The 26142-nt window shown below is 39.4% G+C and carries 29 protein-coding genes; 15 read left to right on the forward strand and 14 right to left on the reverse strand.

The annotated features are described in order from the left end of the window. Window positions 1-6: 6 nt before the first annotated feature. The 5 genes from ABN236_RS05995 to ABN236_RS06015 all read left to right on the forward strand — a co-directional run bounded on the left by ABN236_RS05995 (window position 7) and on the right by ABN236_RS06015 (window position 5711). On the forward strand, window positions 7-1404 hold the full coding sequence (locus tag ABN236_RS05995; RefSeq protein WP_349473576.1) for a glutamate synthase small subunit GltD family protein: 1398 nt from the start codon (window positions 7-9) through the stop codon (window positions 1402-1404). A gap of 509 nt (window positions 1405-1913) precedes the next feature. Next, entirely contained in the window at window positions 1914-3188 is a 1275-nt protein-coding gene (gene dcuC / locus ABN236_RS06000; protein WP_088493797.1) for a C4-dicarboxylate transporter DcuC, read from the forward strand. A gap of 14 nt (window positions 3189-3202) precedes the next feature. After that, window positions 3203-4471, forward strand: a complete 1269-nt coding sequence (locus ABN236_RS06005; protein ID WP_088493798.1) for an amidohydrolase — start codon at window positions 3203-3205, stop codon at window positions 4469-4471. 436 nt (window positions 4472-4907) lie between these two features. Beyond that, window positions 4908-5447 carry a hypothetical protein gene (locus ABN236_RS06010; RefSeq protein WP_349473577.1) on the forward strand — a complete coding sequence of 180 codons (540 nt, stop codon included), beginning with the start codon at window positions 4908-4910 and terminating at the stop codon, window positions 5445-5447. 93 nt (window positions 5448-5540) lie between these two features. Next, the gene (locus ABN236_RS06015) at window positions 5541-5711 is read left to right on the forward strand and encodes a hypothetical protein (RefSeq protein WP_349473578.1); all 171 of its coding nucleotides are present in this window, start codon (window positions 5541-5543) and stop codon (window positions 5709-5711) included. A 111-nt stretch (window positions 5712-5822) separates the two neighbouring features. Here ABN236_RS06015 and sspB read toward each other — a convergent pair whose 3' ends face one another. The 5 genes from sspB to zapE form a co-directional block, all read right to left on the reverse strand. After that, window positions 5823-6332, reverse strand: coding sequence for a ClpXP protease specificity-enhancing factor (gene sspB, locus ABN236_RS06020; RefSeq protein WP_349473579.1), 510 nt, complete (start codon window positions 6330-6332; stop codon window positions 5823-5825). Between the two features lie 6 nt (window positions 6333-6338). Then, complete coding sequence (sspA, locus tag ABN236_RS06025; RefSeq protein WP_023582862.1) at window positions 6339-6980, reverse strand: stringent starvation protein SspA; 642 nt, start codon at window positions 6978-6980, stop codon at window positions 6339-6341. Window positions 6981-7636: 656 nt separating this feature from the next. Continuing rightward, window positions 7637-8029 (reverse strand): 30S ribosomal protein S9, encoded by a 393-nt coding sequence (rpsI, locus tag ABN236_RS06030; RefSeq protein ID WP_004245284.1) that lies wholly within the window; start codon window positions 8027-8029, stop codon window positions 7637-7639. Between the two features lie 15 nt (window positions 8030-8044). After that, a complete protein-coding gene (gene rplM, locus ABN236_RS06035; RefSeq protein WP_006535327.1) occupies window positions 8045-8473 on the reverse strand; it encodes a 50S ribosomal protein L13 in 429 nt (142 codons plus the stop codon). Window positions 8474-8907: 434 nt separating this feature from the next. Further along, on the reverse strand, window positions 8908-10023 hold the full coding sequence (gene zapE, locus ABN236_RS06040; protein WP_349473580.1) for a cell division protein ZapE: 1116 nt from the start codon (window positions 10021-10023) through the stop codon (window positions 8908-8910). A 203-nt stretch (window positions 10024-10226) separates the two neighbouring features. Between zapE and zapG the strand changes: the two genes are divergently transcribed. The 3 genes from zapG to degS all read left to right on the forward strand — a co-directional run bounded on the left by zapG (window position 10227) and on the right by degS (window position 13531). After that, the gene (zapG, locus tag ABN236_RS06045) at window positions 10227-10631 is read left to right on the forward strand and encodes a Z-ring associated protein ZapG (RefSeq protein ID WP_075671429.1); all 405 of its coding nucleotides are present in this window, start codon (window positions 10227-10229) and stop codon (window positions 10629-10631) included. Window positions 10632-10861: 230 nt separating this feature from the next. Then, window positions 10862-12253: a serine endoprotease DegQ gene (gene degQ, locus ABN236_RS06050; protein ID WP_088493801.1), complete on the forward strand. Its 1392-nt coding sequence runs from the start codon at window positions 10862-10864 to the stop codon at window positions 12251-12253. 207 nt (window positions 12254-12460) lie between these two features. Continuing rightward, window positions 12461-13531, forward strand: a complete 1071-nt coding sequence (gene degS / locus ABN236_RS06055) for an outer membrane-stress sensor serine endopeptidase DegS (RefSeq protein WP_349473581.1) — start codon at window positions 12461-12463, stop codon at window positions 13529-13531. Between the two features lie 26 nt (window positions 13532-13557). On the opposite strand, the gene ABN236_RS06060 is transcribed toward degS, so the two are convergent. The 9 genes from ABN236_RS06060 to mlaF form a co-directional block, all read right to left on the reverse strand. Beyond that, window positions 13558-13803: a CPCC family cysteine-rich protein gene (locus ABN236_RS06060; RefSeq protein WP_349473582.1), complete on the reverse strand. Its 246-nt coding sequence runs from the start codon at window positions 13801-13803 to the stop codon at window positions 13558-13560. 33 nt (window positions 13804-13836) lie between these two features. Further along, a complete protein-coding gene (locus ABN236_RS06065; RefSeq protein ID WP_349473583.1) occupies window positions 13837-14898 on the reverse strand; it encodes a DUF2157 domain-containing protein in 1062 nt (353 codons plus the stop codon). Window positions 14899-15091: 193 nt separating this feature from the next. Further along, window positions 15092-16354, reverse strand: coding sequence for a UDP-N-acetylglucosamine 1-carboxyvinyltransferase (murA, locus tag ABN236_RS06070; RefSeq protein ID WP_349473584.1), 1263 nt, complete (start codon window positions 16352-16354; stop codon window positions 15092-15094). A 48-nt stretch (window positions 16355-16402) separates the two neighbouring features. Further along, entirely contained in the window at window positions 16403-16657 is a 255-nt protein-coding gene (gene ibaG / locus ABN236_RS06075) for a BolA family iron metabolism protein IbaG (RefSeq protein ID WP_006535338.1), read from the reverse strand. 140 nt (window positions 16658-16797) lie between these two features. Next, window positions 16798-17091 (reverse strand): lipid asymmetry maintenance protein MlaB, encoded by a 294-nt coding sequence (gene mlaB / locus ABN236_RS06080; RefSeq protein WP_088493806.1) that lies wholly within the window; start codon window positions 17089-17091, stop codon window positions 16798-16800. Window position 17092: 1 nt separating this feature from the next. Further along, window positions 17093-17722: a phospholipid-binding protein MlaC gene (gene mlaC, locus ABN236_RS06085; protein WP_075671443.1), complete on the reverse strand. Its 630-nt coding sequence runs from the start codon at window positions 17720-17722 to the stop codon at window positions 17093-17095. Window positions 17723-17818: 96 nt separating this feature from the next. Beyond that, window positions 17819-18355 carry an outer membrane lipid asymmetry maintenance protein MlaD gene (gene mlaD / locus ABN236_RS06090; RefSeq protein WP_349473585.1) on the reverse strand — a complete coding sequence of 179 codons (537 nt, stop codon included), beginning with the start codon at window positions 18353-18355 and terminating at the stop codon, window positions 17819-17821. A 3-nt stretch (window positions 18356-18358) separates the two neighbouring features. Then, window positions 18359-19138: a lipid asymmetry maintenance ABC transporter permease subunit MlaE gene (gene mlaE, locus ABN236_RS06095; protein ID WP_075671447.1), complete on the reverse strand. Its 780-nt coding sequence runs from the start codon at window positions 19136-19138 to the stop codon at window positions 18359-18361. Window positions 19139-19141: 3 nt separating this feature from the next. Next, a complete protein-coding gene (gene mlaF, locus ABN236_RS06100; RefSeq protein ID WP_072063774.1) occupies window positions 19142-19954 on the reverse strand; it encodes a phospholipid ABC transporter ATP-binding protein MlaF in 813 nt (270 codons plus the stop codon). Between the two features lie 239 nt (window positions 19955-20193). Here mlaF and ABN236_RS06105 point away from each other — a divergent pair, with 239 nt between their 5' ends. From ABN236_RS06105 to rpoN, 7 genes are read left to right on the forward strand one after another with little or no spacing between them, the layout of a single operon-like run. Beyond that, the gene (locus ABN236_RS06105) at window positions 20194-21174 is read left to right on the forward strand and encodes a calcium/sodium antiporter (protein ID WP_098941209.1); all 981 of its coding nucleotides are present in this window, start codon (window positions 20194-20196) and stop codon (window positions 21172-21174) included. An 18-nt stretch (window positions 21175-21192) separates the two neighbouring features. Next, window positions 21193-22167 carry an arabinose-5-phosphate isomerase KdsD gene (gene kdsD / locus ABN236_RS06110; RefSeq protein ID WP_075671453.1) on the forward strand — a complete coding sequence of 325 codons (975 nt, stop codon included), beginning with the start codon at window positions 21193-21195 and terminating at the stop codon, window positions 22165-22167. A 27-nt stretch (window positions 22168-22194) separates the two neighbouring features. Continuing rightward, window positions 22195-22752, forward strand: coding sequence for a 3-deoxy-manno-octulosonate-8-phosphatase KdsC (gene kdsC, locus ABN236_RS06115; protein ID WP_088493809.1), 558 nt, complete (start codon window positions 22195-22197; stop codon window positions 22750-22752). Window positions 22753-22768: 16 nt separating this feature from the next. Then, window positions 22769-23347, forward strand: a complete 579-nt coding sequence (lptC, locus tag ABN236_RS06120; RefSeq protein ID WP_075671457.1) for an LPS export ABC transporter periplasmic protein LptC — start codon at window positions 22769-22771, stop codon at window positions 23345-23347. Beyond that, window positions 23328-23861, forward strand: a complete 534-nt coding sequence (gene lptA / locus ABN236_RS06125; protein WP_075671459.1) for a lipopolysaccharide ABC transporter substrate-binding protein LptA — start codon at window positions 23328-23330, stop codon at window positions 23859-23861. Before lptC ends, lptA begins: the two co-directional genes overlap by 20 nt. A 6-nt stretch (window positions 23862-23867) precedes the next feature. Continuing rightward, complete coding sequence (lptB, locus tag ABN236_RS06130) at window positions 23868-24593, forward strand: LPS export ABC transporter ATP-binding protein (RefSeq protein WP_006535352.1); 726 nt, start codon at window positions 23868-23870, stop codon at window positions 24591-24593. A gap of 59 nt (window positions 24594-24652) precedes the next feature. Then, window positions 24653-26134, forward strand: a complete 1482-nt coding sequence (gene rpoN / locus ABN236_RS06135) for an RNA polymerase factor sigma-54 (RefSeq protein WP_318620108.1) — start codon at window positions 24653-24655, stop codon at window positions 26132-26134. Window positions 26135-26142 lie beyond the last annotated feature (8 nt).

Raw genomic sequence — 26142 nt, forward strand, 5'->3', positions numbered from 1 at the left:
AATATTATGAGTCAGAATGTGTATCAGTTTATCGACTTAAATCGTGTTGAGCCGACCAAAAAGCCATTAGCAATCCGCAAAATTGAATTTGTTGAAATCTATGAAGCTTTTTCACCGCAACAAGCCTCCGCACAAGCCGATCGCTGTTTAGGCTGTGGTAATCCTTATTGTGAATGGAAATGCCCTGTTCATAATTACATTCCTAATTGGCTAAAGCTGGCAAACGAAGGACGTATTATTGAGGCTGCTGAGCTTTCTCATCAAACAAACAGTTTGCCTGAAATCTGTGGTCGCGTTTGCCCTCAAGATAGGCTGTGTGAAGGCGCTTGTACGCTGAATGATGATTTTGGTGCTGTCACAATTGGCAATATTGAACGTTACATCAATGACACCGCCTTAGCACAAGGATGGCGTCCTGATCTTTCTCACGTCACAATGACCGATAAAAAGGTCGCGATTATCGGTGCAGGTCCCGCAGGTCTTGCCTGTGCAGATGTTCTTATTCGACAAGGTGTGAAACCCGTTGTTTATGATAAACATCCAGAAATTGGGGGATTACTTACGTTTGGGATACCCTCTTTTAAACTCGAAAAATCACTGATGATCCGACGCCGTGAATTATTTAGTGAAATGGGTATCGAGTTTTGCCTCAATACAGAAATAGGCAAAGATATCTCCCTAAATACTCTAATAACACAATATGACGCTGTATTTCTAGGATTGGGCACTTATCACAGTTTAAGTGGCCATTTTCCTAATGAAAATGCTAATGGAGTTTATAGCGCACTACCTTATTTAATTGGGAATACACGTTATTTAATGGATTATGATGAAGATCCTCAAGCGCCTTATAGCGATCTTAAAGATAAAAATGTGGTGATATTAGGAGGAGGAGATACCGCAATGGACTGTGTACGCACTGCCATTCGACAAGGTGCAAATAAAGTCACTTGTGTTTATCGCCGTGATGAAAGCAATATGCCGGGTTCAAAACGTGAAGTAAAAAATGCCAAAGAAGAAGGTGGAGATTTTTTATTTAATCTTCAACCTATCGATATTGAAGTCGATAATCAAAATAAAGTGGTTGGTATTCGCGTTATTAAAACTCAAAGCGATAAAACATTAATGCCGATTGAAGGAAGTGAACATGTGTTATCTGCTGATGCAGTTATTCTGGCATTTGGTTTTAAACCTGCACATTACCCATGGTTAGATGAAAATAATATTGAATATGCCTCTTCAGGCAGAATTATTATTTCAGATAATCAAGAAATACAAAATCAAACAACAAACCCTAAAGTATTTGCAGGGGGTGATATTGTACGAGGCTCTGATCTTGTTGTTACTGCAATAGCAGAAGGAAGAGAGGCAGCTGAAGGCATATTGCGATATTTATCATGTTAAATATTTTTTATTTTCGTTATTTAAAATAACAATTTCTCTTGTTTATTATCCCATTTAATTTAAGTGGGATAATTTTTCAATATTATCTGTGAAATTAATAAATAGTATTTAAGGATCATCAATATATCTGACTAAATAATCATTCTCATTACCATTTAATGTAATTTCTAGAATAATAGTTTGATAAAAATCGATATTCTTTTTTGTATCAAAATAACACTCTTGATCTATAGTAAATATAATTTATTTTCGTATTTTTTACTTTATCTCTTTTTATTTAACCTTTCCGTCATCTTTTAATGATAATTGTTTTACAGCATTTGTTAATAACATCACAGTCTAAAAAAATAGATTTTATTTCGGCTATTAAATTTGATAACAATCAAATATTGTCAACCTACCAACTTCATAATGGAGTCACCTAATAACTTTACAGAAAAATATAATTTATTGATGTTAGGTTCGTTTTCACAATTAATAGTATTGTCATAATTAACTAGGGGATCACTATGGTGATGCAACTTATAGCAGTAGCCGTTATTATCGTAACTGTCTATTTGCTAATAAAAAAATATGAAACCCGAATGGTGCTAATTGGTGCGGGCTTATTACTCTGTATTTTAAGCCTAAGCCCATTAGATGCGTTTGCCGCATTTAGTGAGCGCATGGTGTCTTCATCATTAATTCAAGCAATCTGTTCGAGTATGGGTTTTGCTTATGTTATGAAATACACCAAATGCGACATGCATCTGGTTCATGTTTTATCAAAAGTAATGACTCGTCTGGGTTTCTTCCTTATTCCAGCCACTGTTGTCGTAACATACTTTATTAATATCGCAATCCCATCAGCAGCAGGTTGTGCGGCTGCGGTAGGTGCAACACTCATTCCGTTATTAATCGCAGCACGTATTCACCCAGCTATCGCAGGTGGTGCAGTGTTATGTGGTACTATCGGCTCAATGCTAAGCCCTGGTATGTCGCATAACGCCTTCGTTGCTAACATGGCAAATATGGAAGTGGTTGATTTAATCGCTCGCCATAGCCCATACAGCTTAATGGCTGGTGGTATCGCAGCAGTTTCACTTGCCGTTGTCGCTTTAGTGAAAAAAGAGTTCAAAATGGCTTCTGCTACGGGTGATGCATCATCTTCATCAGCACAAGCAACGCCAGAAGCTGTTCGTCCTAACTATTTATATGCAACAGCACCTTTCATTCCATTAATCCTGTTAATTCTGCCATTCTTCGAGACTTTCAGTACATTTAAACTGTCTGTTCCTGCGGCAATGTTAATCGGTTCTATCTATGCCCTGTTCATCACATTAACTAACCCTGCTCAAATTACGAAAGAGTTCTTTAAAGGTATGGGTAATGCTTATGGTGATGTATTAGGTATCATCATTGCAGCTGCAGTATTCGCAGCAGGTCTGAAAGCATCTGGTTTAATCGACGCGTTCATCAACTTCTTAACTCATTCTCCTGAATTTGCTCGCTGGGGTGGTACTTTAGGGCCATTCTTAATGGGTATTATCACAGGTTCTGGTGACGCAGCAGCATTCGCATTCAACGAAACAGTAACACCTCATGCTGCACAATTCGGTTATGAAATCCCTGATATGGGTATGGCAGCGGCATTATCTGGCGCGTTAGGCCGTACTATGTCACCACTGGCAGGTGCAGCGATTGTTTGTGCTGGCCTTGCAAATGTTAACCCTATGGAAATCGCAAAACGTACTGCACCAGGTATGATTATCGGCGTCATCGCTGTTGCGTTATTCATGTTATAAGTGGAGAAATGAATATGTCAGCAATTACACTAGAAAAATTAATTAAATGGCGTCGCGAGTTTCACCAATATCCAGAAATTGGTTGGTCAGAATTTTTAACCACAGCAAAAATCGTTAAAGAATTACGTAGCTTAGGTTTAGAAGTTAAAGTTGGCCCAGACGTTATCAATCAAGAGTTTGCTTTTGGTCGCCGCCGTCAAGTCGTTGAAAAAGGTCTAGCTGTTGCAAGAGAGCATAAAGTTGATGAAGCTCTGCTTGACGAAATGAAAGAGCTAACGGGTTGCGTGGCTATCTTTGATAGTGGCAAAGCAGGTCCAACCGTAGCACTACGTTTTGATATCGACTGTGTTGGTGTTAACGAAGCAACCGAAACTAAACACCGCCCTCATGCTGAGAACTTTGCTTCTTGTCATGCTGGCGAAATGCACGCTTGTGGTCACGATGGACACATTTCTATCGGTTTAGGTGTTGCTCACTGGTTGGTTGAGAATAAAGATAAAGTCGTTGGTAAAGTTAAAATCTTATTCCAACCAGCAGAAGAAGGTGTTCGTGGCGCTCGTGCGATGGCTGAAAGCGGTATCGCTGATGATGCAGATTACTTCTTAGGTGCGCACTTAGGCTTTATTGCAAATAGTGGTGAAATTGTTATCAACCCAACACATTTCTTATGTACCACTAAATATGATTTCCGTTTTAAAGGTGCGCCATCTCACGCAGGTGCAGAGCCTGAATTAGGTCGTAATGCGTTAGCAGGTGCTTGCCATGCAGCAACACAAATGCTGGGTATTTCTCGTCATGGTAAAGGGATGTCACGTATCAACATCGGTGTATTAAAAGCCGGTGAAGGCCGTAACGTCACCCCAGCTAATGCTGAGATGCAAATTGAAGTTCGTGGTGAAAACGAAGAGATCAACAGCTTTATGGCTGCAAATGCAGTACGTATGGCTGAAGGCGCAGCACATAGCTTCCAGTTAGAAATGGAAAGCGAGATCATGGGTGAAGCCGTTGACCTGACAAATGACCAAGAACTGATTGATGTTATGACCAAAGTTGTTGGTAAACATTCTGAGCTAACTGCGGTTGCAACGCGCCCATTCGGTGGTAGTGAAGATGCGACAGTATTAGCAAAACGTGTACAACGTTGTGGTGGTAAATCACTGTACTTCGTTGTTGGTGCGGACAGAACGGCTGGTCACCACCAAGCAGGCTTTGATTTCGATGAAAAACAATTAATGACTGCGGTTAATCTTTACACTGGATGTTTAGAAGAACTACTGAAATAATTTATCGGTAACATAATCCAATAAAGCGCTCTATAGCAATATAGGGCGTTTTTTTTGTATAAAATTTTAATTGTGTAGAGAGTGGTGATCCTAAAATACAGGAAATCACCCATGATATTCTGCTTATCGGAAGATGATTTTTTTCGAAAGATAAATAATGGAAGAAGTTGAACAATATTTTTACATCTCAATTTTGACAAGAAAATATTATTAATTTATTTAAAAAACAGAATAACAAAAAGAAAAAAACATATTTATATCATATGATTAAATTTAATTTCATTCATAATAAAAATAAAGATACTTTGTTTTTCACAAAATATCATTAGTAAGTTTGATGTATATCTGATTTTATAAGTTTTCTATAAATTACTTTTTGAGAGATATTTTGACTATGGTAGTTTTCCTGACCACTCATGTATAAGGAAAATCTATTTTGTCTACAAAATTAAACTTAGATGAAACTATCCATTTTTTACAAGAGTTTATTAATAAAGCTCAATTAAAATTAAAAGTAAGCGTTCTATCAGAAAGTGATTTTGAATCAATAGCTAAAGATAATCGTTCGGTATTGAATTGGAGAAACAAATTTTCACATTACCTTCATGAAAATAGTTTTCATATGGGCTTTAAACTATGTACAAATGCCAGTATTGATGGAGCAATGCTTGGTGTTTACGCCACTTTAAGTGGAGATTTACATATTTTTCTTATTGAATCATTTATTAGACATAATAAAAACCATCCTCTATCTGAACGGTTAACAACTTTAGTTGTTATCGCTAGTATATTTTTCTTATCCCAATATACTGATAGTAGAGGTGTTTATATTGTTGAACCACATAAAGAGCTTATTTCTCATTATAAAAAATTCGGATTTGAATTACTGGATGATCATTTAGCCATGTATGCTACATTTGAAACTTTGCAAACAATACAGTTGTCATTAATGTCAAAATTGCTAAATAACGAATAATACTCGACCCAGTAAGCCCATTTATCTGGCTATTTAAAGTTGTTTCTATATTGTTTATAATATAATCAACTGAATAAAATGAGGAAAATACCAATGAAACCAATGAATAATAACAATGTTAGACGGTTATCACCTCAAGAAATGCGTACCCTCTTACTGACTAATATAGAAGTGCTGATGTCAGAGCGCTTTAAGTCGAAGGCACCTGAGTTAACAGGCCAAAGAAAAGTAACTAAGCAGTCTAGCACAAAAAATTCGCTTTAAATTGCCATTACTATATTCACTATTTTCACAGCAAACTGATAGATCAAATATATACAAAAAAGCCCAGTTCACTTGAACTGGGCTTTTCATTCATACTAATAAGATAATCTCTTATTTCACAACGCGCAGTGCTGGACGACCCGTTGGGCGAGGTGGTTCTGGATCATCATCTGGTGAAGAGGTATCAGCTTCAACAGCTTCATCAGTGACGAGAGACAAACCTTCGCTAGCCAGAGCTATATCGCTCTCTTCACTATCATCTTCAGCAAACTGTAATGATGCACCAGATTCATAAGCAGGCTCTGGCTCAAACATCATTCCCGCACCGTTTTCTCTCGCATAAATAGCCATAACAGCAGCCATAGGCACTCGTACTTTACGAGGTATGCCACCAAAGCTTGCACTAAATAAAACCTGATACGGCGTTAACTCTAAGTTATCTACTGCACGAGATGAAATATTTAGTACAATTTGACCATCGTGCGCATATTCCATTGGGACTTGGACACCAACGATATTCACATCAACAACTAAATGTGGTGTTAAATCGTTTTCGATGATCCAATCATAATGCGCACGTAATAAATGCGGACGACGCGGAGACATATCCATAATCTCCATACTTTATTACCCTCTTGAAGGTAAGCGCATCTCACGCTCTGCTTCGGTTAATGACGCGAGGAAAGAATCACGCTCAAAAACACGTTGCATATAAATTTGTACATCTTTAGCGCCAGCGCCACTTAAATCTACACCAAGTACTGGTAAACGCCATAACAGAGGAGCTAAGTAGCAATCTACTAAGCTGAACTCTTCACTCATAAAGTAAGGATATTCTTTAAACACAGGAGATACAGCCAGTAATTCTTCTGCTAACTGTTTACGAGCAGCATTTGCTTGCTGTTCTGTTCCTTTCTCGATGGTGTTCATTAAAGAATACCAATCATGCTCGATACGATGCATCATTAAACGGCTGCTACCACGAGCAACAGGATAAACTGGCATTAAAGGAGGATGAGGGAAGCGTTCATCAAGGTATTCCATGATGATGCGTGAATCATACAGAGTCAGCTCACGATCAACCAAAGTCGGTACACTTTGGTAAGGGTTTAGATCGATAAGATCCTGTGGAAGATTACCAGCTTCAACCTGTTCAATTTCAACACTGACACCTTTCTCCGCTAGGACAATTCTGACCTGATGGCTGAAAATATCAGTCGGACCGGAAAACAAAGTCATTACCGAACGTTTGTTGGCAGCGACAGCCATGAAAACCTCCAAGTTAATCAATTAAAGAAATGAATTAGCACAATGCCCCTTCCATTTCCCCATTCCTAAAAGACAAGCACACAAACGCAGTAGACCTAAATAAACATTTAAGTTATTAACTGCATTGGGTAACTACCTGTATAACAGTGTTATCGTGGGATAATCATATTTTACAGGGTTAAAAACTCACCTGTCTTTGCGGCACATATCATTATCAAGTAATACCAAAATAATCATTCAACAATCATTATTGTCATAATAATTTTGGTATGACTTTTAAACTCATTACAGGTATTACTATCGATATACCCATTGGCAACATTGTGAAGTCATAGAAAGAAAGACACCAAAGCTCGCTATTCTACCAGAATTCATGTTACTTAGGGGGGCTAATGCAAATAATTCAACACAATATGCCACACTACCTTAAAACTAAGATTATAATATCAAAAAATGAAATTATTTAGAGATAACATCTAAAAAATACGCTTTTTAATACTAGCGTTATCTTACATAAAGCCTGTTTTATGAGTAACAGCATCATGCTTTAGCAACATTATGTTTTTATTATTAATAAACACAAATAAGTCAAAAATAAAAAACCCGCCTGTGAAGACGGGTTTTCAACATCAAATTGATATCTAAAAGATAACAAATTAACGTTTAGAGAACTGTGGACGACGACGTGCTTTACGCAGACCCACTTTCTTACGTTCAACAGAACGCGCATCACGGGTTACGAAACCAGCTTTACGCAGATCAGAACGTAGAGTCTCATCATATTCCATCAGTGCACGAGTGATACCGTGACGGATCGCGCCAGCTTGACCAGAAATACCACCACCTTTAACAGTGATGTATAAATCTAATTTACCCAGCATATCAACTAATTCCAGCGGTTGACGAACAACCATACGTGCTGTTTCGCGGCCGAAGTAAACTTCTAGGCTACGTTTGTTGATTACGATATTACCGCTACCTGGCTTAATGAAGACACGTGCGGAAGAACTTTTGCGGCGACCTGTGCCGTAGTATTGATTATCAGCCATTGCCTATTATCCCGATTAAATGTCCAGAACTTGCGGTTGTTGTGCCGCGTGGTTGTGCTCAGATCCTGCGTAAACTTTCAGTTTACGGTACATCGCACGACCCAGAGGCCCTTTTGGCAGCATGCCTTTTACCGCGATTTCGATTACACGCTCAGGACTACGGGCGATCATCTCTTCGAAAGTCGCTTGTTTGATACCACCTACGTGACCAGTATGACGGTAGTAAACTTTGTCAGTACGTTTATGACCAGTTACCGCTACTTTCTCAGCGTTTAAAACGATGATGTAATCACCAGTATCAACGTGCGGAGTGTATTCCGCTTTGTGCTTACCGCGTAAACGGCTAGCAATTTCAGTTGCTAAACGGCCTAAAGTTTTGCCGTCTGCATCAACAACGTACCAGTCGCGTTTTACGGTTTCTGGTTTAGCTGTAAAAGTTTTCATTATTGAAAATTACCCAATGTTTAGTTACACGTTGGTGAACGCTCGGTTCAAATACTATTGAGGTTCACACGACTCTTGTGTCCAGCAAACCTACCCCTTCGAGTAGCACTGCTGACTCTAAAATGCGAGTTTTTTGGGAAATAAAAAACTTGCTGCAACGTGGGGTCGCAAGATTATAGAGAAGTCAGAAAAAAAAATCGAGTCATAATTGAAAAACAATTGAATTCTTTTTCAATATTTCAGCGAAAAAAACGAATCTGGCACTTTTTTCTGATTTGACTGATAAATTCTTGCTACCTGAAGAGAAGAATTGTTCCTTTCCAGAGCGCTTGTAAGCTGCTTAATACTTTCTATTTTCATAGAAAAAAACATCAAGCAACTTAACCTGCGCCATCCTATCATAATGAAAGATGACTTTCTTCAAGAATTAAAAATTAAGCGAGATGAGGTTGCACTAAATATTCTTCACTTTGCATCTCTTGTAAACGAGATAGGCAACGTTGATATTCAAAACGTAAAAAATCACCTTGGTAAATCTCGTTCATTTCTACATTTGCATTAATAATAAGTTTCACCTTACGCTCATAAAACTCATCAACAAGCGCTAGAAACCGACGCGCAACGTCTTCATGCAATGTCCCCATTTGTTCCATGTCATATAGCAAAACAGAGTGGTAATGCTTAGAAAGCTCAATGTAATCAAGCTGACTACGCGGCTCCATACACAAGGTTGAAAAATTAACAGCGAGCACACCATTAGATGTTTTTCTTACTTTCATAGGGCGATGATTAATGGTTAAGGTACAATCAATTTGCGGTTCGCTGGTTGCCAAGTGCATGAAAATTCTATCCATCTCCTGGCGATTTTCATCGTTAAGCGGAGATAAAAAAAGATGCGCTTGCGTTAATGTTCTAAGACGGTAATCAATACCTGCATCTACATTTAAAATGTCACAATGAAGTTTGATTTGTTCTATTGCAGGTAAAAAGCGGGAACGTTGTAATCCATTACGGTAAAGCTCATCAGGTGGAATATTTGATGTTGCCACTAGCGTGATACCTCTGGCAAATAACGCTTCAAGCAAAGTACCTAAAATCATTGCATCAGTAATATCAGAAACGAAAAACTCATCAAAACAGAGGACATCGGTTTGTACTTTAAACCCATCAGCAATAATTTCTAACGGATTTTCATGCCCTTGTAAGTTTTTTAGCTCTTCTTGAACACGTAACATAAAGCGATGGAAGTGTAAGCGAAGTTTTCGCTCTGTTGGCAAGCTTTGATAAAACATATCCATCAACCATGTTTTACCTCGTCCAACACCGCCCCACATATATAAACCACGTTCTGGTGCAACAATCTGTTTTTTTGTGCGAATTCGCCCGAATAATCGCTGTGTTAGCGAATTTTTTTCTGGTGGAGTCTCTTTTAATAATGCATGGTATATCTGTTGAAGGTGGAGAACCGTTTTTCTCTGAACATCATCGGGTTGATAATCACCTTGCTTCAATGCGGCTTCATAAAGTGATAACGGCGTACTAACAGTCATGAATGCCCTCTTATCCTTAATTTTCTGACATACTGATTTGTGTCTGTCGAATGCCTCTATTATAAGCATTAAGAATTGTTTTAACATCAACGTAACACACGAATTTTATATTAAGCTTAAGGATATTATTCCACCCATGCCTTTTAGCGGTTATGATGTTATAAGAATCCATCGTCCTCACTATTAGATGAAAAGGAGTTGCCATGGTTTGGGTTTATGCACTGATTGGATTAGTTGTCGGTCTTATTATCGGCGCACTTGCAATGCGTTACGGTAACAGCACCCTTCGCCAACAAGATGCTATCAAAGCAGAGTTAGACACGAAAAAAGAAGAACTTGATACTTATCGCAATGAACTTGTCAGCCACTTTGCTAGAAGTGCTGAACTATTAGATAACATGGCGAGAGATTACCGTCAGCTTTATCAACATATGGCAAAAAGCTCTAATGAGCTTATGCCTGATATGCCTGCTCAAGAAAATCCATTTAATTACCGATTAAGTGAGTCAGAAGCAGCTAATGATCAATCTCCAATAAAAATGCCACCTCGTGATTACTCCGAAGGGGCATCTGGATTGTTCAGACCCACAGAGAAAAAAGACAGTTAATATTAAAACGCCACATTTATTGTGGCGTTTTTCTTTCTACTAAATATCATAAAATGACAATTATTTGCTATGGTTTTAAAGATAGCTTTTGTCTTGTAAATCCGTGTAAAAGGAAGCAAAGCACATCATGTCTTAATGAACTTTCCTTTGTCAGTACAGGTCTTAGTGACATCGAGCTCATTTTGAGCAATAACTTTTATTTTGATAACTGTATCAAGAGACTCTAATTCATGTTGACTAAAAAAAGAAAATTATTACTTAGTGCGTTAGCAATGAGTGTCGGACTTTCACTCTCTACTATTCCAGCAACCAGCATGGCGGCACTGCCAGCGGTTATGCCATCAGGCGAACAACTGCCAAGCCTTGCACCGATGTTAGAAAAAGTGTTACCTGCTGTTGTCAGTGTGCACGTTTCAGGAACACGAGTACAAAGCCAGCAAGTACCTGAAGAGTTCAAATTCTTCTTTGGTCCAAACTTCCCATCACAACAACAAAGTATTCGCCCTTTTGAAGGCTTAGGCTCAGGTGTCATTATTGATGCACAAAAAGGCTACGTATTAACAAACAACCACGTTGTTGATGGTGCAGATAAAATTCAACTGCAAATTAATGATGGTCGTGAATTTAGTGCAAAATTAATTGGTAGCGATCCACAAACAGATATCGCATTACTGCAAATTGAAAAACCAACTAACTTAACCGCAATTAAAATGGCAGACTCTGACCAATTACGTGTTGGTGACTTTGCTGTTGCAGTAGGTAACCCATTTGGTTTAGGCCAAACAGCAACATCCGGCATTATTTCCGCATTAGGTCGTAGCGGTTTAAATCTTGAAGGTTTAGAGAACTTTATCCAGACTGATGCTTCAATCAACCGTGGTAACTCTGGTGGTGCGCTCGTTAACTTAAATGGCGAATTAATCGGAATTAACACCGCTATTTTAGCACCGGGTGGTGGCAACATTGGTATCGGCTTTGCTATCCCAAGCAATATGGCGCGTGATCTTAGCCAGCAACTGATTTCTCATGGTGAAGTTAAACGTGGCATCTTAGGTATTCGTGGTACAGAAATGAATTCTGATCTGGCGAAATCCTTTAATATTGATGCACAACGCGGTGCTTTTGTTAGCGAAGTCATGCCAGATTCATCCGCTGCAAAAGCAGGCATTAAACCCGGTGACGTTTTAATTTCAGTTGATGGAAAACGTATCAATAGCTTTGCTGAATTGAGAGCTAAAGTGGGTACTACACCGCCGGGTAAAGAGATCCTAATTGGCTTGATCCGTCAAGGTAAACCAATGGATGTTAAAGTGACATTAGAGAAACAATCGGCAGATGCAACTCGTGCAGATAACTTCTCTCCTGCACTACAAGGTGCCACATTAAGTAACTACTTAAACAAACAAGTTAAAGCAGTCGCTGTTGATTCTGTTGAGAAAGATTCTGCGGCTGCGGCATCTGGTTTACAGAAAGGCGACCTTATTATTGGTATCAATAATACGCCAATTACCTCACTAGGCGATTTACGTAAAGCAATTGACGCTAAACCGCCTGTTCTTGCATTGAATATTCAGCGTGGTAATGAAGAAATTTACCTGCTGTTACGTAATACACCGCGCTAAGAAGTAAGCTTTTCACCTATCTAATTTATTGATTTCTTTAGCCCTATAATTTCCATTATAGGGCTTTTTTTATCCCTATTTTTGATAAGAGTCATTGGCTTAAAAGGGGATTTTATGCGCTGAGCGATGCTTTCATAAGTTAAACTATGCTATTCTCACCGCTCCTACGCGAATAATTTTACAGTCAGACATAAATACAGGATTTTTATGTTAACTAAGTTACTGCGATCAACACTCATTGGTCTTCTCACAGCAGCAATTCTCTTGATTGCAGTCCCTTCAATTCGCCCTATTTTTATTGAACGCCTACTTAATGGTGATTTTCTCAATGCGCCTTTTAGCTATAACACTGCGGTACGACGAGCTGCCCCTGCGGTTGTTAATGTTTATAGCAGTACGATGGGAAGTTTTTCTCAAGAAGGTCGTGAACTGACATCTTTAGGTGCCGGCGTCATTATGGATGGTCGTGGTTATATTCTGACGAATCAACATGTTATTAATAATGCGGATCAGATCCTTATCGCGCTCCAAAATGGTGATCTTTATGAAGGCTTACTTGTTGGCTCCGATCCGTTAACCGATCTTGCAGTATTAAAAATAGATGCCGATAAACTCCCGACAATCCCCATTAATACTAAACGAATTTCTCATATTGGTGATGTTGTACTGGCTATTGGTAATCCATTTAATATTGGGCAAACTATTACGCAAGGGATCATCAGTGCTACGGGTCGCGTTGGATTAAGTCCAACACGTTACCAAAATTTCCTGCAAACAGATGCCTCGATTAATGAAGGTAACTCAGGTGGAGCACTCATTAATACAGAGGGCGAACTTGTGGGGATTAATACTATGACGTTTGACTCAGGAACCTACAATGGGTATCGCCCGAGCGCTGAAGGTCTCGGCTTCGCTATTCCGACCGAACTGGCTGTAAAAATCATGAATAAACTTATTCGTGATGGCCGTGTTATCCGTGGATTTATTGGTATTACAGCAAAAGAATTACCACGAATTCGCTCATCGAATACCGATATTAAGCAAATTCAAGGATTGCGTATTTTTAGGATCACCCCAAATGGTCCTGCAGATAAAGCGGGGATCAAAACAGGCGATATCATCCTTAGTATTAATCATGCGCCAGCGACTTCTGCGATGGAAATGATGGACTATATTGCAGAAACGCGCCCCGGTACGGTATTACCTGTCACGGTATTACGCGAAGGCAATGAGATCAATGTTGATGTGACTATTTCTGAATACCAGCCTGAATCATAACTAACAAAAAATCTCCCTATGCTTAGCTAGTAGGGAGATTTCATATAAAACGTCGCACTTTGTAAGCAATTTTCTTTAAAGCTTTCAGTGTTGCGATAGTCCTCTAATGTGCTGTAATTACAACCGCTATATTGTCCTTCTTTAGTACCATCATTTTGCCAACCACATACAGGGCAGATCTCAAAAAATGCCTCATCTTTATCTTTGAAAACAAAATAATGGCACGCAACACAACTCACTTCTAAAGGAAGATGACAACTTCGCTTTTCCATAGGATGGGCTCTCCTATCACATTATTAATGATACTATTCGCTCTTACTCTCTTTATTGGCAACTGAGTTATTTTCAACAGTATGCCAAATCTTTTCCGCTTTTCGTCCAATAAAAATCAGTGAAACCGCCAAAATAAAGAAGAAAATCGCACTGTGTAAACTATCCCAGAAATATTCAAAGAATCGGGTATAAAGGTTGATACCAAGGAATGTTAGACCAAAACCTCTTAACATACCGTCATCGGTTTTAAGGCTAATATAAATACAGATAACTGAAACGACAGCAAATAACAGTGCCCAAGGTAACAAATTCACACTTGAAGTACGATACCAAGTATCAGGATCGTAATTACCAAAAATAGACATTATCCATAACGCAATAAACAGATAAGTCAGCCCCATTATTTTTGTCATGGTAAATAAACGACGGTGTGCCAACACATTTTGTAGGAAATAACAGCCTGCTAATAACACCGCGCCAAAGAAGACAAAACGGATAGGATAGTTCATTCCTAACCAATAAGCGCCCCAACCAGAAACATAGCCTGTTTCAGCACCAAACCAATTTCCTAACATCAACAAGAAGAATAACCACACCAATGAGGAGCGACTAATAAATCCAATTGCACCATAAATGACACAGCCAATTAAAAAGAGAGGTGCAATATGGCCACTTCCTGTATCCAGCAATTCTCCCAGTTGCCAAAGAAAAATAGCCGTAAACATCACACCTAAAAAGAGAATAAACTCAGTACTGTAATGCCATTGTGTTTCTTTTCGCTGACGTTTAAATCCCCAAAAATAAAGTGCTGAAGCAATCAGTGCAGGAGATATCACTCGCATAATTTCAGAAACACTAAAAATCTCAATGAGATAATAAATTAATGCACTATCACTAAAGATACTGCCAGCAGCAATAATCAAGCACACCATTGCTATCCAAAATGCATAGCGACTCAACCGTTTCCAATCAAAGGGAATTCGGTGCAATGTACTTCCTAATTGCTGATATTCTTGTTCTGAAATTTCACCGGATTGTTGCCATTCATCCAGTGCTTGACGAACTAGGCGCTCTTGTTTCCTTGTTACCTGCATATATGTTCTTTCCTTTTAGCTCATAGTGATTTTTATAACACAGGTCTGTTTTTCTTACTGTATCTTGCCACGAAAGAAATGCCTTATGAATTATCCTATTCTATTGAGAGCCCTATTAAAATAATGTGCAAAAAAAACCATAGCACAACAATATGCTATGGTTTTAAAGGCTAAAAAGGGTGACTAAAATAAATTAGTCATTAGAGCGCAAACGTTCTATTTTTGCCCCTAATCCTTGTAATTTAGCTTCAATATTTTCATAACCACGATCGATATGATAAATACGATCAACAATGGTTGTGCCTTCAGCAATACAACCTGCAAGTACTAAGCTTGCGGAAGCACGTAAATCCGTTGCCATTACTTGTGCGCCTGAAAGTTTTTCAACACCATGGCATAACACAGTATTACTTTCGATTTCAGCGTGAGCACCCATACGGATTAACTCAGGAATGTGCATAAAACGATTTTCAAAAATAGTTTCAGTGATCATTCCTGCGCCTTCAGCAACTAAGTTTAAAAGGCTGAATTGTGCTTGCATATCGGTAGGGAAACCTGGATGTGGCGCAGTACGCAATGTCACCGCTTTAGGACGTTTACCATGCATATCAAGGCTTATCCAATCTTCACCAATTTCAATATCAGCGCCTGCTTCACGTAATTTTGCCAACACTGCATCTAATGTGTCAGGTTTAGCATTACGGCAAACAACACGACCACGAGAAATCGCAGCAGCAACTAAGAAAGTACCTGTTTCAATACGATCAGGTAGGATTTGATAAGTACCACCACCAAGACGCTCTACGCCTTCAATAGTAATACTATCTGTGCCTGCACCGCTGATTTTGGCACCTAATGTATTAAGGAAGTTTGCAGTATCTTCAATTTCAGGCTCTCTTGCCGCATTCTCAATGATGGTTTTGCCTTCAGCTAATACCGCAGCAGTCATAATAGTGATAGTGGCACCCACGCTCACTTTATCCATGACGATATGTGCGCCTTTTAAACGTCCATCAACGCGTGCTTTCACATAACCTTCATCCAGCGTGATCTCAGCGCCTAATTGCTCTAAACCTGTAATATGAAGATCAACAGGACGAGCACCAATAGCACAGCCACCCGGTAAAGAAACCTGACCTTGGCCAAAACGCGCCACCAGCGGACCTAAAGCCCAAATAGAAGCACGCATGGTTTTTACTAATTCGTAAGGAGCGCAAAATTCATTAATGTTACGAGCATCAACGAAAACAGAGCCATTGCGTTCAACATTAGTTCCTAAGCGATTAAGTAACTTAATCGTGGTATCAATATCTTTTAATTTAGGAACATTCGTTAATTCTACTGGCTCTTCGGCAAGGATCGCAGCGAACAGGATTGGTAGTGCGGCATTTTTTGCGCCTGAAATAGTGACCTCACCTGATAAACAGGTTGGCCCTTGTACTCTAAATTTATCCATCTGTAGAACTCTCTTTTTTATTTTGCTGTACGCTGTATACCTACTGAATCAAAGCCCGTTAAGTTTACGATCTCTCTTCCACTCTTCAGGTGTGTAGGCTTTAATAGACAAAGCGTGAATACGGTTATCTGCGATATATTCCATCAAAGGGGCATAAATGGTTTGTTGTTGTTTTACTCTGCTCATTCCCTCAAACATTGCGCCAACAACGACAACTTGAAAGTGACTACCATCACCATTGACGATGACTTCATCTAAAGACAGGCTGTCCATTAATACTTGTTTGATTTCATTTGTATCCATAATTGCTCAATCTCAACGTTAAAATAATAATCAGTCGTCTATCCTAATGGAATCCGCTCTACTCTTAAACCATCAAAAACCCCCTTAATGATAAAAGTATCACGAAGGGGGCTTTTTAATACCTTTACTCAAAATCTGTATTAGGCAATATTCATAATTTCATCAAGATCATAGAGTGTAATTAAGGTCTGAAAACGCTCACTTACACCTTGAATAATAAATTGACGATTTTGCTCTTCCATTTCTGCTTTTAAGTGAACAAAAAGTGCCAACCCAGTTGAATCAATATGTCCTAAGGCAGAAATATCAATGATATTAATATCAGCTAATAATGTTTTACGTTTCTGCCAAACAGGCAATAACGTTTCACGATCTAGCGTTCCTTGGAAATAGAGGACACCCTCCTTTTTTTCCCAATTTAACGAAGCTGACATGTTATTTTTTCTCATCCAGTGTAATTGGTGTTTTAGCACTGATTTCTAACTGTTTTGTTAAACCATCAACACCTTTAGAATTTAAAATATCTGACCATTCATTCTGTTTTGTAGTGATCATGCTGACACCTTCAGCAATCATATCATAAGCTTGCCATTCGCCTGTTTTGCTGTTTTTACGCCATTGGAAATCAAGGCGAACTGGTGGGCGACCATTTGTATCAATGATAGTGACACGAATAGTTAGCGTTGATTTATCTGCGAAAGGTTTTGCAGGTTCAATACGGTACTCTTGGCCTTCATACATCGCTAATGCTTGACCATATACTTGAGCTAGATACGCTTCAAATGCAGTGAAATAAGCATCACGTTGTGCAGGTGTTGCATTACGATAATGCGGTCCTAACACTAATGCACCCGCATATTTAATATGCACATAAGGCAATAATTCTTGCTGAACAATTTGACGTAAAACTTCAGGGTTTTTACGAATTTCAGGCTGTTCATTTTTTAATTTACTAAAGGTCTTTTGCGCCGCATCTTCCATCAATGCGTAAGGATTAGTTTTATCTACTGCCATTGCAAAAGGCGTTATCACTAATAGTGCGACCATCAATAAGCGTTTAAACATACGTTCGCTTCTCCTCAAATAGGGTTTCAATAATACGATGCATTTATGACGCTAGATCTAGCTAAATGTATAAGTGCATCGTATAGGAATTAATGATTAAGGTAATGCAGAGTGTTCTTGCGTTGGTTGAGTTTCAGATTTTGCTGAATCATCACCATCACCCGTTTTATAAAGGAATTGACCAATAAGATCTTCTAGTACCATTGCTGAATTGGTGTTTGTGATCCGTCCTCCGTCTTTGAGCAGAGTAGAATCTAATGCTTCATCATAAAAACCTAAATTCAATGCAAGGAACTGTTCACCTAATAAACCCGATGTACGAATAGACAGTGAGCTACTTTCTGGAATGTGGTCATAAATGCTCAAAATATCGAGCGCGACTTCAGGTCGATAGTTCCCTTCATCTTCTTCTTTTAAAGTGATAGAAGAAACACGACCAATCACCACACCACCAATCTTAATTGGGGAACGTTCTTTTAACCCACCAATATTACCGAAGCTGGCATAAACACGATAAGTCGGTTGATTACCCATTTCTTTAATATCAGCTACTTTAAGGCATAAGAAAATCACGGCAGCTAACGCAATCAGAACAAATAGACCAACCCAAACTTCAATTTTTTTACTTTGCATGACTTAGTTCCCAAACATCAGTGCTGTTAGCACAAAATCTAAACCCAATACGGCTAACGATGAATGAACAACGGTACGTGTTGTTGCTCTGCTAATCCCTTCTGATGTTGGGATTGCGTCATACCCGTTAAAGAGCGCTATCCAAGTGACGGTAATGGCAAAAACGACACTTTTAATAAAGCAGTTTACTAAATCGAGTCGCCATTCAACGGCACCTTGCATAGATGCCCAGAAAAAGCCTTCATCGATCCCTTTCCAATCCACACCCACAATTGCACCACCCCAAATACCGATGGCAACAAAAATAAGTGAAAGCAATGGCATACTAATAAGACCTGCCCAAAAACGAGGCGCAACGACACGTCTTAAAGGATCGACTGCCATCATTTCTAAACTAGAAATTTGTTCTGTGGCTTTCATCAAGCCGATTTCAGCTGTTAAAGCAGAGCCCGCACGACCCGCAAATAATAATGCCGTCACGACTGGACCTAATTCTCTTAATAATGAAAGTGCGACCATCATGCCAAGACTCGCTTCAGCACTAAAGGTTGTTAAAACAAGATAGCCTTGTAATCCCAACACCATGCCAATAAATAAGCCAGACACCATGATAATTAATAAGGATTGAACGCCGACGTTATACAGTTGCTTCAATAATAGAGGCCACTGTTTACGAAATTCAGGCTTACCGACTAATGCTCGAAAGAGCATAATGCCTGCTCTACCGAAGGTTGCAAAAATCGCTAACGCTCTAACGCCAATGCGAGATAATAAATTTACCACGTACTAATTTCCTCGTCCTAATAGGTCGTCCTGATAATCTCCCGCAGGAAAACGGAATGGTACAGGGCCATCAGCAATACCATCTAAAAACTGTCTTACTTGCCTATTTGGATTGTCCTGTAATTCTTGTGCGCTACCTTGAGCAATGACTTTCTGCTCTGCAACAATATAGGCGTAATCGGCAATACTTAACACTTCAGGCACATCATGGGAAACCACAACACAAGTTACGCCAAGCGCATGATTTAATTCATCAATTAATTTAACAAGTACACCCATGGTGATAGGATCTTGCCCAACAAATGGCTCATCAAACATAATCAGTTCAGGATCAAGCGCAATCGCTCTTGCTAATGCAGCCCTTCTCGCCATGCCTCCTGATAATTCAGAAGGCATTAAACTTGCTGCACCACGTAAACCCACGGCTTCAAGTTTCATCATCACCGTTGTACGGATCAATGCTTCAGGTAAATTTGTATGCTCTCTTAGTGGAAATGCCACATTTTCAAACACATTCATGTCTGTAAACAGTGCGCCTGATTGAAAAAGCATACTCATTTTCTTTCTTGCCTGATACAACGCAGAGCGTGATAGCGCAGGAATATTGTCGCCATCAAACCAAATTTCACCACTATCTGGAAGGATTTGTCCTCCCATTAGGCGTAACAAGGTTGTTTTACCAATCCCTGAAGGGCCCATAATCGCAGTCACTTTTCCTCTTGGTACAACAAGATTGATCTCAGAGAAAATCTTTCTGCTACCGCGAGTGAAGTTCATATTGCGCACTTCAATTAGATTGTCAGATTGTGCGTTCATGAATAAAACATCCTCAAGCCTGTCTGCATAAACGAATTTTTACGCTATTTTGGCAGGTCATTCGTTATGTTACAAAGAAATCACCACTATTTAGCAATTTATTGCACGGTTAATTTTACTTTTCGTGCTTGGCTAGTCAAAATATGGTTAATTAGCAAAACCTTTTGACAATATGTTTTTTTATCAGCCCTGTCTTATTGGTTTTTTCTTTATTCGCTCATTGTTGGAAAACTGATGGCATGTTGATTACTTTGTCTCTTTTAATTTTTGGGTTGATGTTACTCGTTTATGCATCAGACCGATTAGTTTATGGTGCGAGCGTTTTTGCGCAATCGTTAAAAATCCCACCTGCCGTTATCGGTATCTTAATTGTAGGCACAGGTACTTCACTGCCTGAGCTTTTTGTTTCAACCGATGCTGCTGTTCATAATTTACCTGATATTGCTATCGGGACAGCCATTGGCTCTACACTCACCAACCTTCTCCTCATCGCTGGTATTGGCGCGATGATTTATCCTATGAACATTCAATCCGCAGTGCTAAAAAAAGAGCTTCCCTTGATGATTATAGTCATCATGCTTGTTGGCATTATCGTTTCTAGCGGAAACTTAGGGCTTAGAGAAGGCACTCTGCTCTTTTTTATTGGTTTTGCATCCATCTTTCTAATGATAAAAACGATGCATAAAACACTAACACAAGAGCGTCACGTATTACCTTTAGAAACCTTAACGCGTTTTGAATTACAGACAAATCCCCGTAATTCTGTTGCACTTTTTTGGGTTGTTATTGCTTTACTTATTATTCCAGTTGCAACCCAAATGATATTGGATAATGTCTTTATTTTAATGCAACAGTATCATCTTAGTGGCTTTTTTGTTGGTTTAACCTTGCTATCGATTGGAACAAGCCTACCTGAATTAGCAACAACTATTGTGGCAGCACTAAGACGCGAGAATGAATTAGCATTAGGGAATATTATAGGTGCTAATATTTTCAATCTCACTTTTGTGTTAGGAATGCCTGCATTACTCTCACCAAGCACATTTAATATCAACACATTTTATTTTAGCTTTGCTGTACTTGGTGTCGCCAGTTTACTGTTTTCTCTCTTTTCATTAGGGCGTAAACGACGTCTTAATCGAGGAAAAGGGATATTCTTGTTAGTTTGCTTTATTGTTTATATTACGGTGTTGTGCGTCGCACATTCTCTCTTAACCTAAAATAAATGGTACAAAAAAATGACCGAGTTTGATTTTCAGCAAGCGGGTAAAAAAGTCCTTCATATTGAACGTGATGGGTTAGCTGAACTAGAACAATACATCAATGATGACTTCACTCTAGCCTGTGAAAAAATTTTCCACTGCCAAGGTAGAGTCATTGTTATGGGTATGGGTAAATCTGGCCATATTGGACATAAAATTGCGGCTACATTCGCCAGCACAGGAACACCTTCTTTCTTCGTTCATCCCGGTGAAGCAAGCCATGGCGACTTAGGCATGGTGACAGAAAAAGATATTGTTTTGGCGATTTCAAACTCGGGTGAAGCCAGCGAAATCCTTGCGCTGATCCCAGTACTTAAACGTAAACAGATAACACTGATTTGTATGACACGCACTCCTCAAAGTACAATGGGGAAAGCGTCTGATATTCATCTTTGTATCAAAGTACCTAAAGAAGCCTGTCCTTTAGGTCTTGCACCAACAACCAGTACAACGGCAACCTTGGTAATGGGGGATGCACTAGCAATAGCACTGTTACGTGCCCGTGGTTTTACTGCTGAAGATTTCGCGCTCTCTCATCCTGGAGGGGCATTAGGTCGTAAATTACTCCTTCATGTCAGTGATTTAATGAATAAAGAGGCAGATATCCCTCGCGTCACTAAAGATGCCACTTTACGTGAAGCACTTGTCGAGATAACCCGTAAAAAATTAGGTATGACCGTCATTTGCGATGATAGTATGCTGATCAACGGTATCTTTACTGATGGTGACTTACGAAGAATATTTGATTTAGGGATAGATCTGAACAATGCCAAAATTTCAGATGTTATGACAAGAGGCGGTATTCGTATTCGCCCAGATTGTTTGGCAGTTGAAGCACTGAATTTAATGCAAGCAAAACATATCACCTCGCTATTAGTAACAGAACAAGATAGTGATATCCTGTTAGGTGTTTTACATATGCATGATTTATTACAGGCTGGTGTTGTATAAGATAGTCATAACGTTCGAAGGATAAAAATGAATACAATGATAGAAACTTGTTATGGTGCAGTAAGCGAGCAAATCATCAAAAAAGCAGAAAAAATCCAATTGCTGATTTGTGATGTTGATGGTGTGATGTCGGACGGACTCATTTACATGGGTAATAATGGCGAAGAATTAAAAGCCTTTAACGTTCGTGATGGGTATGGCATCCGTTGTTTGCTTACATCCGGTATTGAGGTTGCTATCATTACAGGTCGTCAGTCTAAACTGTTAGAAGATCGTGCTAAAACCCTTGGCATTACATATCTTTACCAAGGTCAGCATAATAAGCTTTTGGCGTATCAACAACTGTTAGATACACTAAACCTTAAACCTGAACAAACAGCCTATATTGGTGACGACCTGATTGATTTACCTGTAATGGAAAAAGTAGGACTTTCTGTCGCCGTGGCTGATGCTCATCCATTACTTACACCTCGTGCTAATTATGTAACCCGCATTTCGGGTGGTCGTGGTGCAGTACGAGAATTGTGTGATTTAATCCTTTTAGCGCAAGGTCGGCTTGAAGAAGCTAAAGGTCTTTCGATATAACGTATAACGATACAGAATGAATAAATTAAAATCCTGGTTTACCTTAATTCTTGCCATTATCGCCCTTGGGCTGATTGGCTGGAACTATACTAATAACACTGAATTCGGTGATGGTGAGATTGTTGATGATGGTCAGCCAACCTATCAATCCAAATCATCGATATCTTTTGTTTATGAACCAACGGGTATACTCGGATATAAACTTGTTGCTGATGATGTCAAAAACTATGCTCAGCAAAAGTTTACATGGTTTACTAACCCTGTCTTAACTACCTATTCACCGACAGGGGATGCAACATGGACAGTACGCGCAAATAAAGCCAAGCTAACAAACAGTAAAATGCTCTATCTTTATGGCGATGTTCAAATTGATAGCTTAACGGATGATTCTCAACTACAGAGAATAAGCACAGACAATGCTATCGCAAATTTGGATACACAGGATGTTTCCTCTGATGATGAAGTGACTATTATCGGCGTCGGACTGAAATCAGTCGGCTTAAAAATGCGAGGCAATCTGCGCGAGAAACGTGCAGAGCTGATTGAAAAGGTAAACACCTATTATGAGATCCCTAATGAATCAAAAAATCCGTAATACACTGATTATCGGTACACTTTTAGCGATAAGTGTACCTGCGATGGCGCTTAAAGATGACACGCAACAACCTATTGTTGTGAATTCAGAGAAACAGTCGCTTGATCTAGAAAAAAACGTTACAACCTTTACACAAAATGTTGTGATTAAACAAGGTTCTATCGATATTCGTGCTGATAAAGTTGTTGTCACACGCCCGGGTGGTGACTCCAAAAGGATCGTAATAGAAGCGTTTGGTAACCCTGTGACTTTTTATCAGTTACAAGATGATGGCAAACCAATCAAAGGTCGTGGCGAGAAAATGACCTATGAAATGGATAAAGAGTTAATGACCTTAACGGGTAAAGCCTATCTTGAACAATTAGACAGTAATATCACCGGTGATAAGATCACTTATCTCGTCCCAACTCAGCAAATGGAAGCGTTTAGCGGTAAAGGTAAACAAGTGACTACTGTTTTACTGCCTTCCCAGTTGCAAGAGAAAGGCCCTGGTGTTAACAACAAAGGTAAGTAACACTTTATGGCGCTGTTAAAAGCTGAAAATTTAGCGAAAGCATACAAAGGGCGCACCGTTGTCGGTGATGTGAGCCTGAACGTTAATTCAGGTGAGATTGTCGGCTTACTTGGACCTAATGGTGCAGGTAAAACAACCACATTCTATATGGTTGTTGGCATTGTAGCTCGTGATGCAGGTAGTATTACAATTGATGATGAAGACATTACGCTGTTACCGTTACATGAACGAGCACGTAAAGGCATTGGCTATCTTCCTCAAGAAGCGTCTATTTTTAGACGCTTAAGCGTTTATGACAATATTATGGGGATCTTAGAAATCCGCCATGATCTAACGCCTGAAGAACGAAAAGACCGTGCAGAAGAGCTACTAGAAGAGTTTAATGTCAGCCACTTGCGTAACAGCTTAGGGCAATCATTATCAGGGGGTGAACGCCGCCGTGTTGAAATCGCACGGGCATTGGCAGCAAACCCCAAATTCATTTTATTAGATGAACCTTTTGCGGGTGTTGACCCTATTTCGGTATTAGATATTAAAAAAATTATCCAGCATCTACGTGATTATGGATTAGGTGTACTGATTACTGACCATAACGTTCGTGAAACATTAGATGTATGTGAACGTGCTTATATTGTCAGCCAAGGTCACCTTATCGCTCATGGTTCACCAGAAGAAATTCTTGAAAATGAGCAAGTTAAACGTGTTTACTTAGGTGAAGGCTTCCGCCTGTAATCTTTGATTCACTTTTACTCTGTCATGGATGACAACAGCAAAGGACTCATCGCATTATTATGAAACAAAGTCTGCAACTTCGTCTTAGTCAGCAACTGGCAATGACGCCACAGCTACAACAGGCTATTCGTTTGTTGCAACTTTCGACGCTTGAATTACAACAAGAAATTCAGCAAGCGCTTGAGTCTAATCCACTTCTAGAACAAGACGACGATCAACAAGATCCCGTTTCAGATGATACTTCTCATACAGAAAATCAGTCAGACTCTACAACAGAAACAACAACTGAAAACGAAGTTGAAGAGTTCGATACGCTGGATGCTTTAGAGCAAAAAGAGATGCCTGATGATCTCCCTTTAGATACTCAATGGGAAGAGATCTACACCGCAGGCACACCTTCTGGCACCAGCAATGACTATACTGATGATGAACTTCCACTGTATCAAGGCGAAACAACGGCTTCATTGCAAGATTACCTGACATGGCAGGCTGATCTCACTCCATTTTCAGAAACAGACAGAGCAATAGCGATAAGTATTATCGATGCGATTGATGAAACAGGATATTTAACTGTCACAACAGATGACATCCTTACTGGAATGGGCGATGATGAGTTAGAGCTTGATGAAGTCGAAGCCGTATTAAAACGTATCCAACGCTTTGATCCTATTGGTGTTGCTGCGCGTGATTTAAAAGAGTGTCTTTTGATTCAGCTATCCGCTTTTTCAACAGAAACACCTTATCTTAAAGAAACGCAGTTAGTGATCAGCCAATATTTAGAGTTGCTAGGTAACCGTGACTTTCGCCAATTGATGCGTCAAACGAAGTTACGTGAAGAGACACTTAAATCGGTTATTGAGATGATCCAGTCTCTTGATCCTAAGCCCGGATTAAGTATTGATACAGGCGAGTCAGAGTATGTTATTCCAGATATACTGGTAAAAAAATCAGGTGAGCGCTGGCAAGTTGAGTTAAATACAGATAGCATTCCTCGCCTACGAATAAATGAGACCTATGCAGCATTGGGTCAATCCACTCAAAATGAGAGCGATGGAAAATTTATTCGTGACAATTTACAAGAAGCCAAATGGCTGATAAAAAGTTTAGAAAGCCGTAATGAGACATTATTAAAAGTCGCTCATTGCATTGTTGACACACAGCAGGCATTTTTCGAATTGGGTGAAGAGCATATGAAACCCCTTGTGTTAGCAGATATTGCTGAACAGGTTGAAATGCACGAATCCACCATTTCTCGAGTGACAACGCAAAAATTTTTGCATTGCCCAAGAGGAATTTTCGAATTGAAGTATTTTTTCTCTAGCCATGTGAATACTGATAGCGGAGGCGAAGCCTCTTCAACAGCAATCAGGGCTTTAGTGAAGAAACTAATCGCAGCAGAAAATCCAGCGAAACCACTTAGTGATAGTAAACTGGCTGATATGCTCGGAGAACTTGGAATACAGGTTGCTCGACGCACTGTTGCGAAGTATAGAGAGTCATTATCCATCCCGCCTTCAAATCAACGCAAAGAGTTGGTTTGAGCATAATT

The sequence above is a fragment of the Proteus sp. fly-1013 genome (genome assembly GCF_040140245.1).
In the GTDB taxonomy this organism is placed as follows: Bacteria; Pseudomonadota; Gammaproteobacteria; order Enterobacterales; family Enterobacteriaceae; genus Proteus; species Proteus mirabilis_B.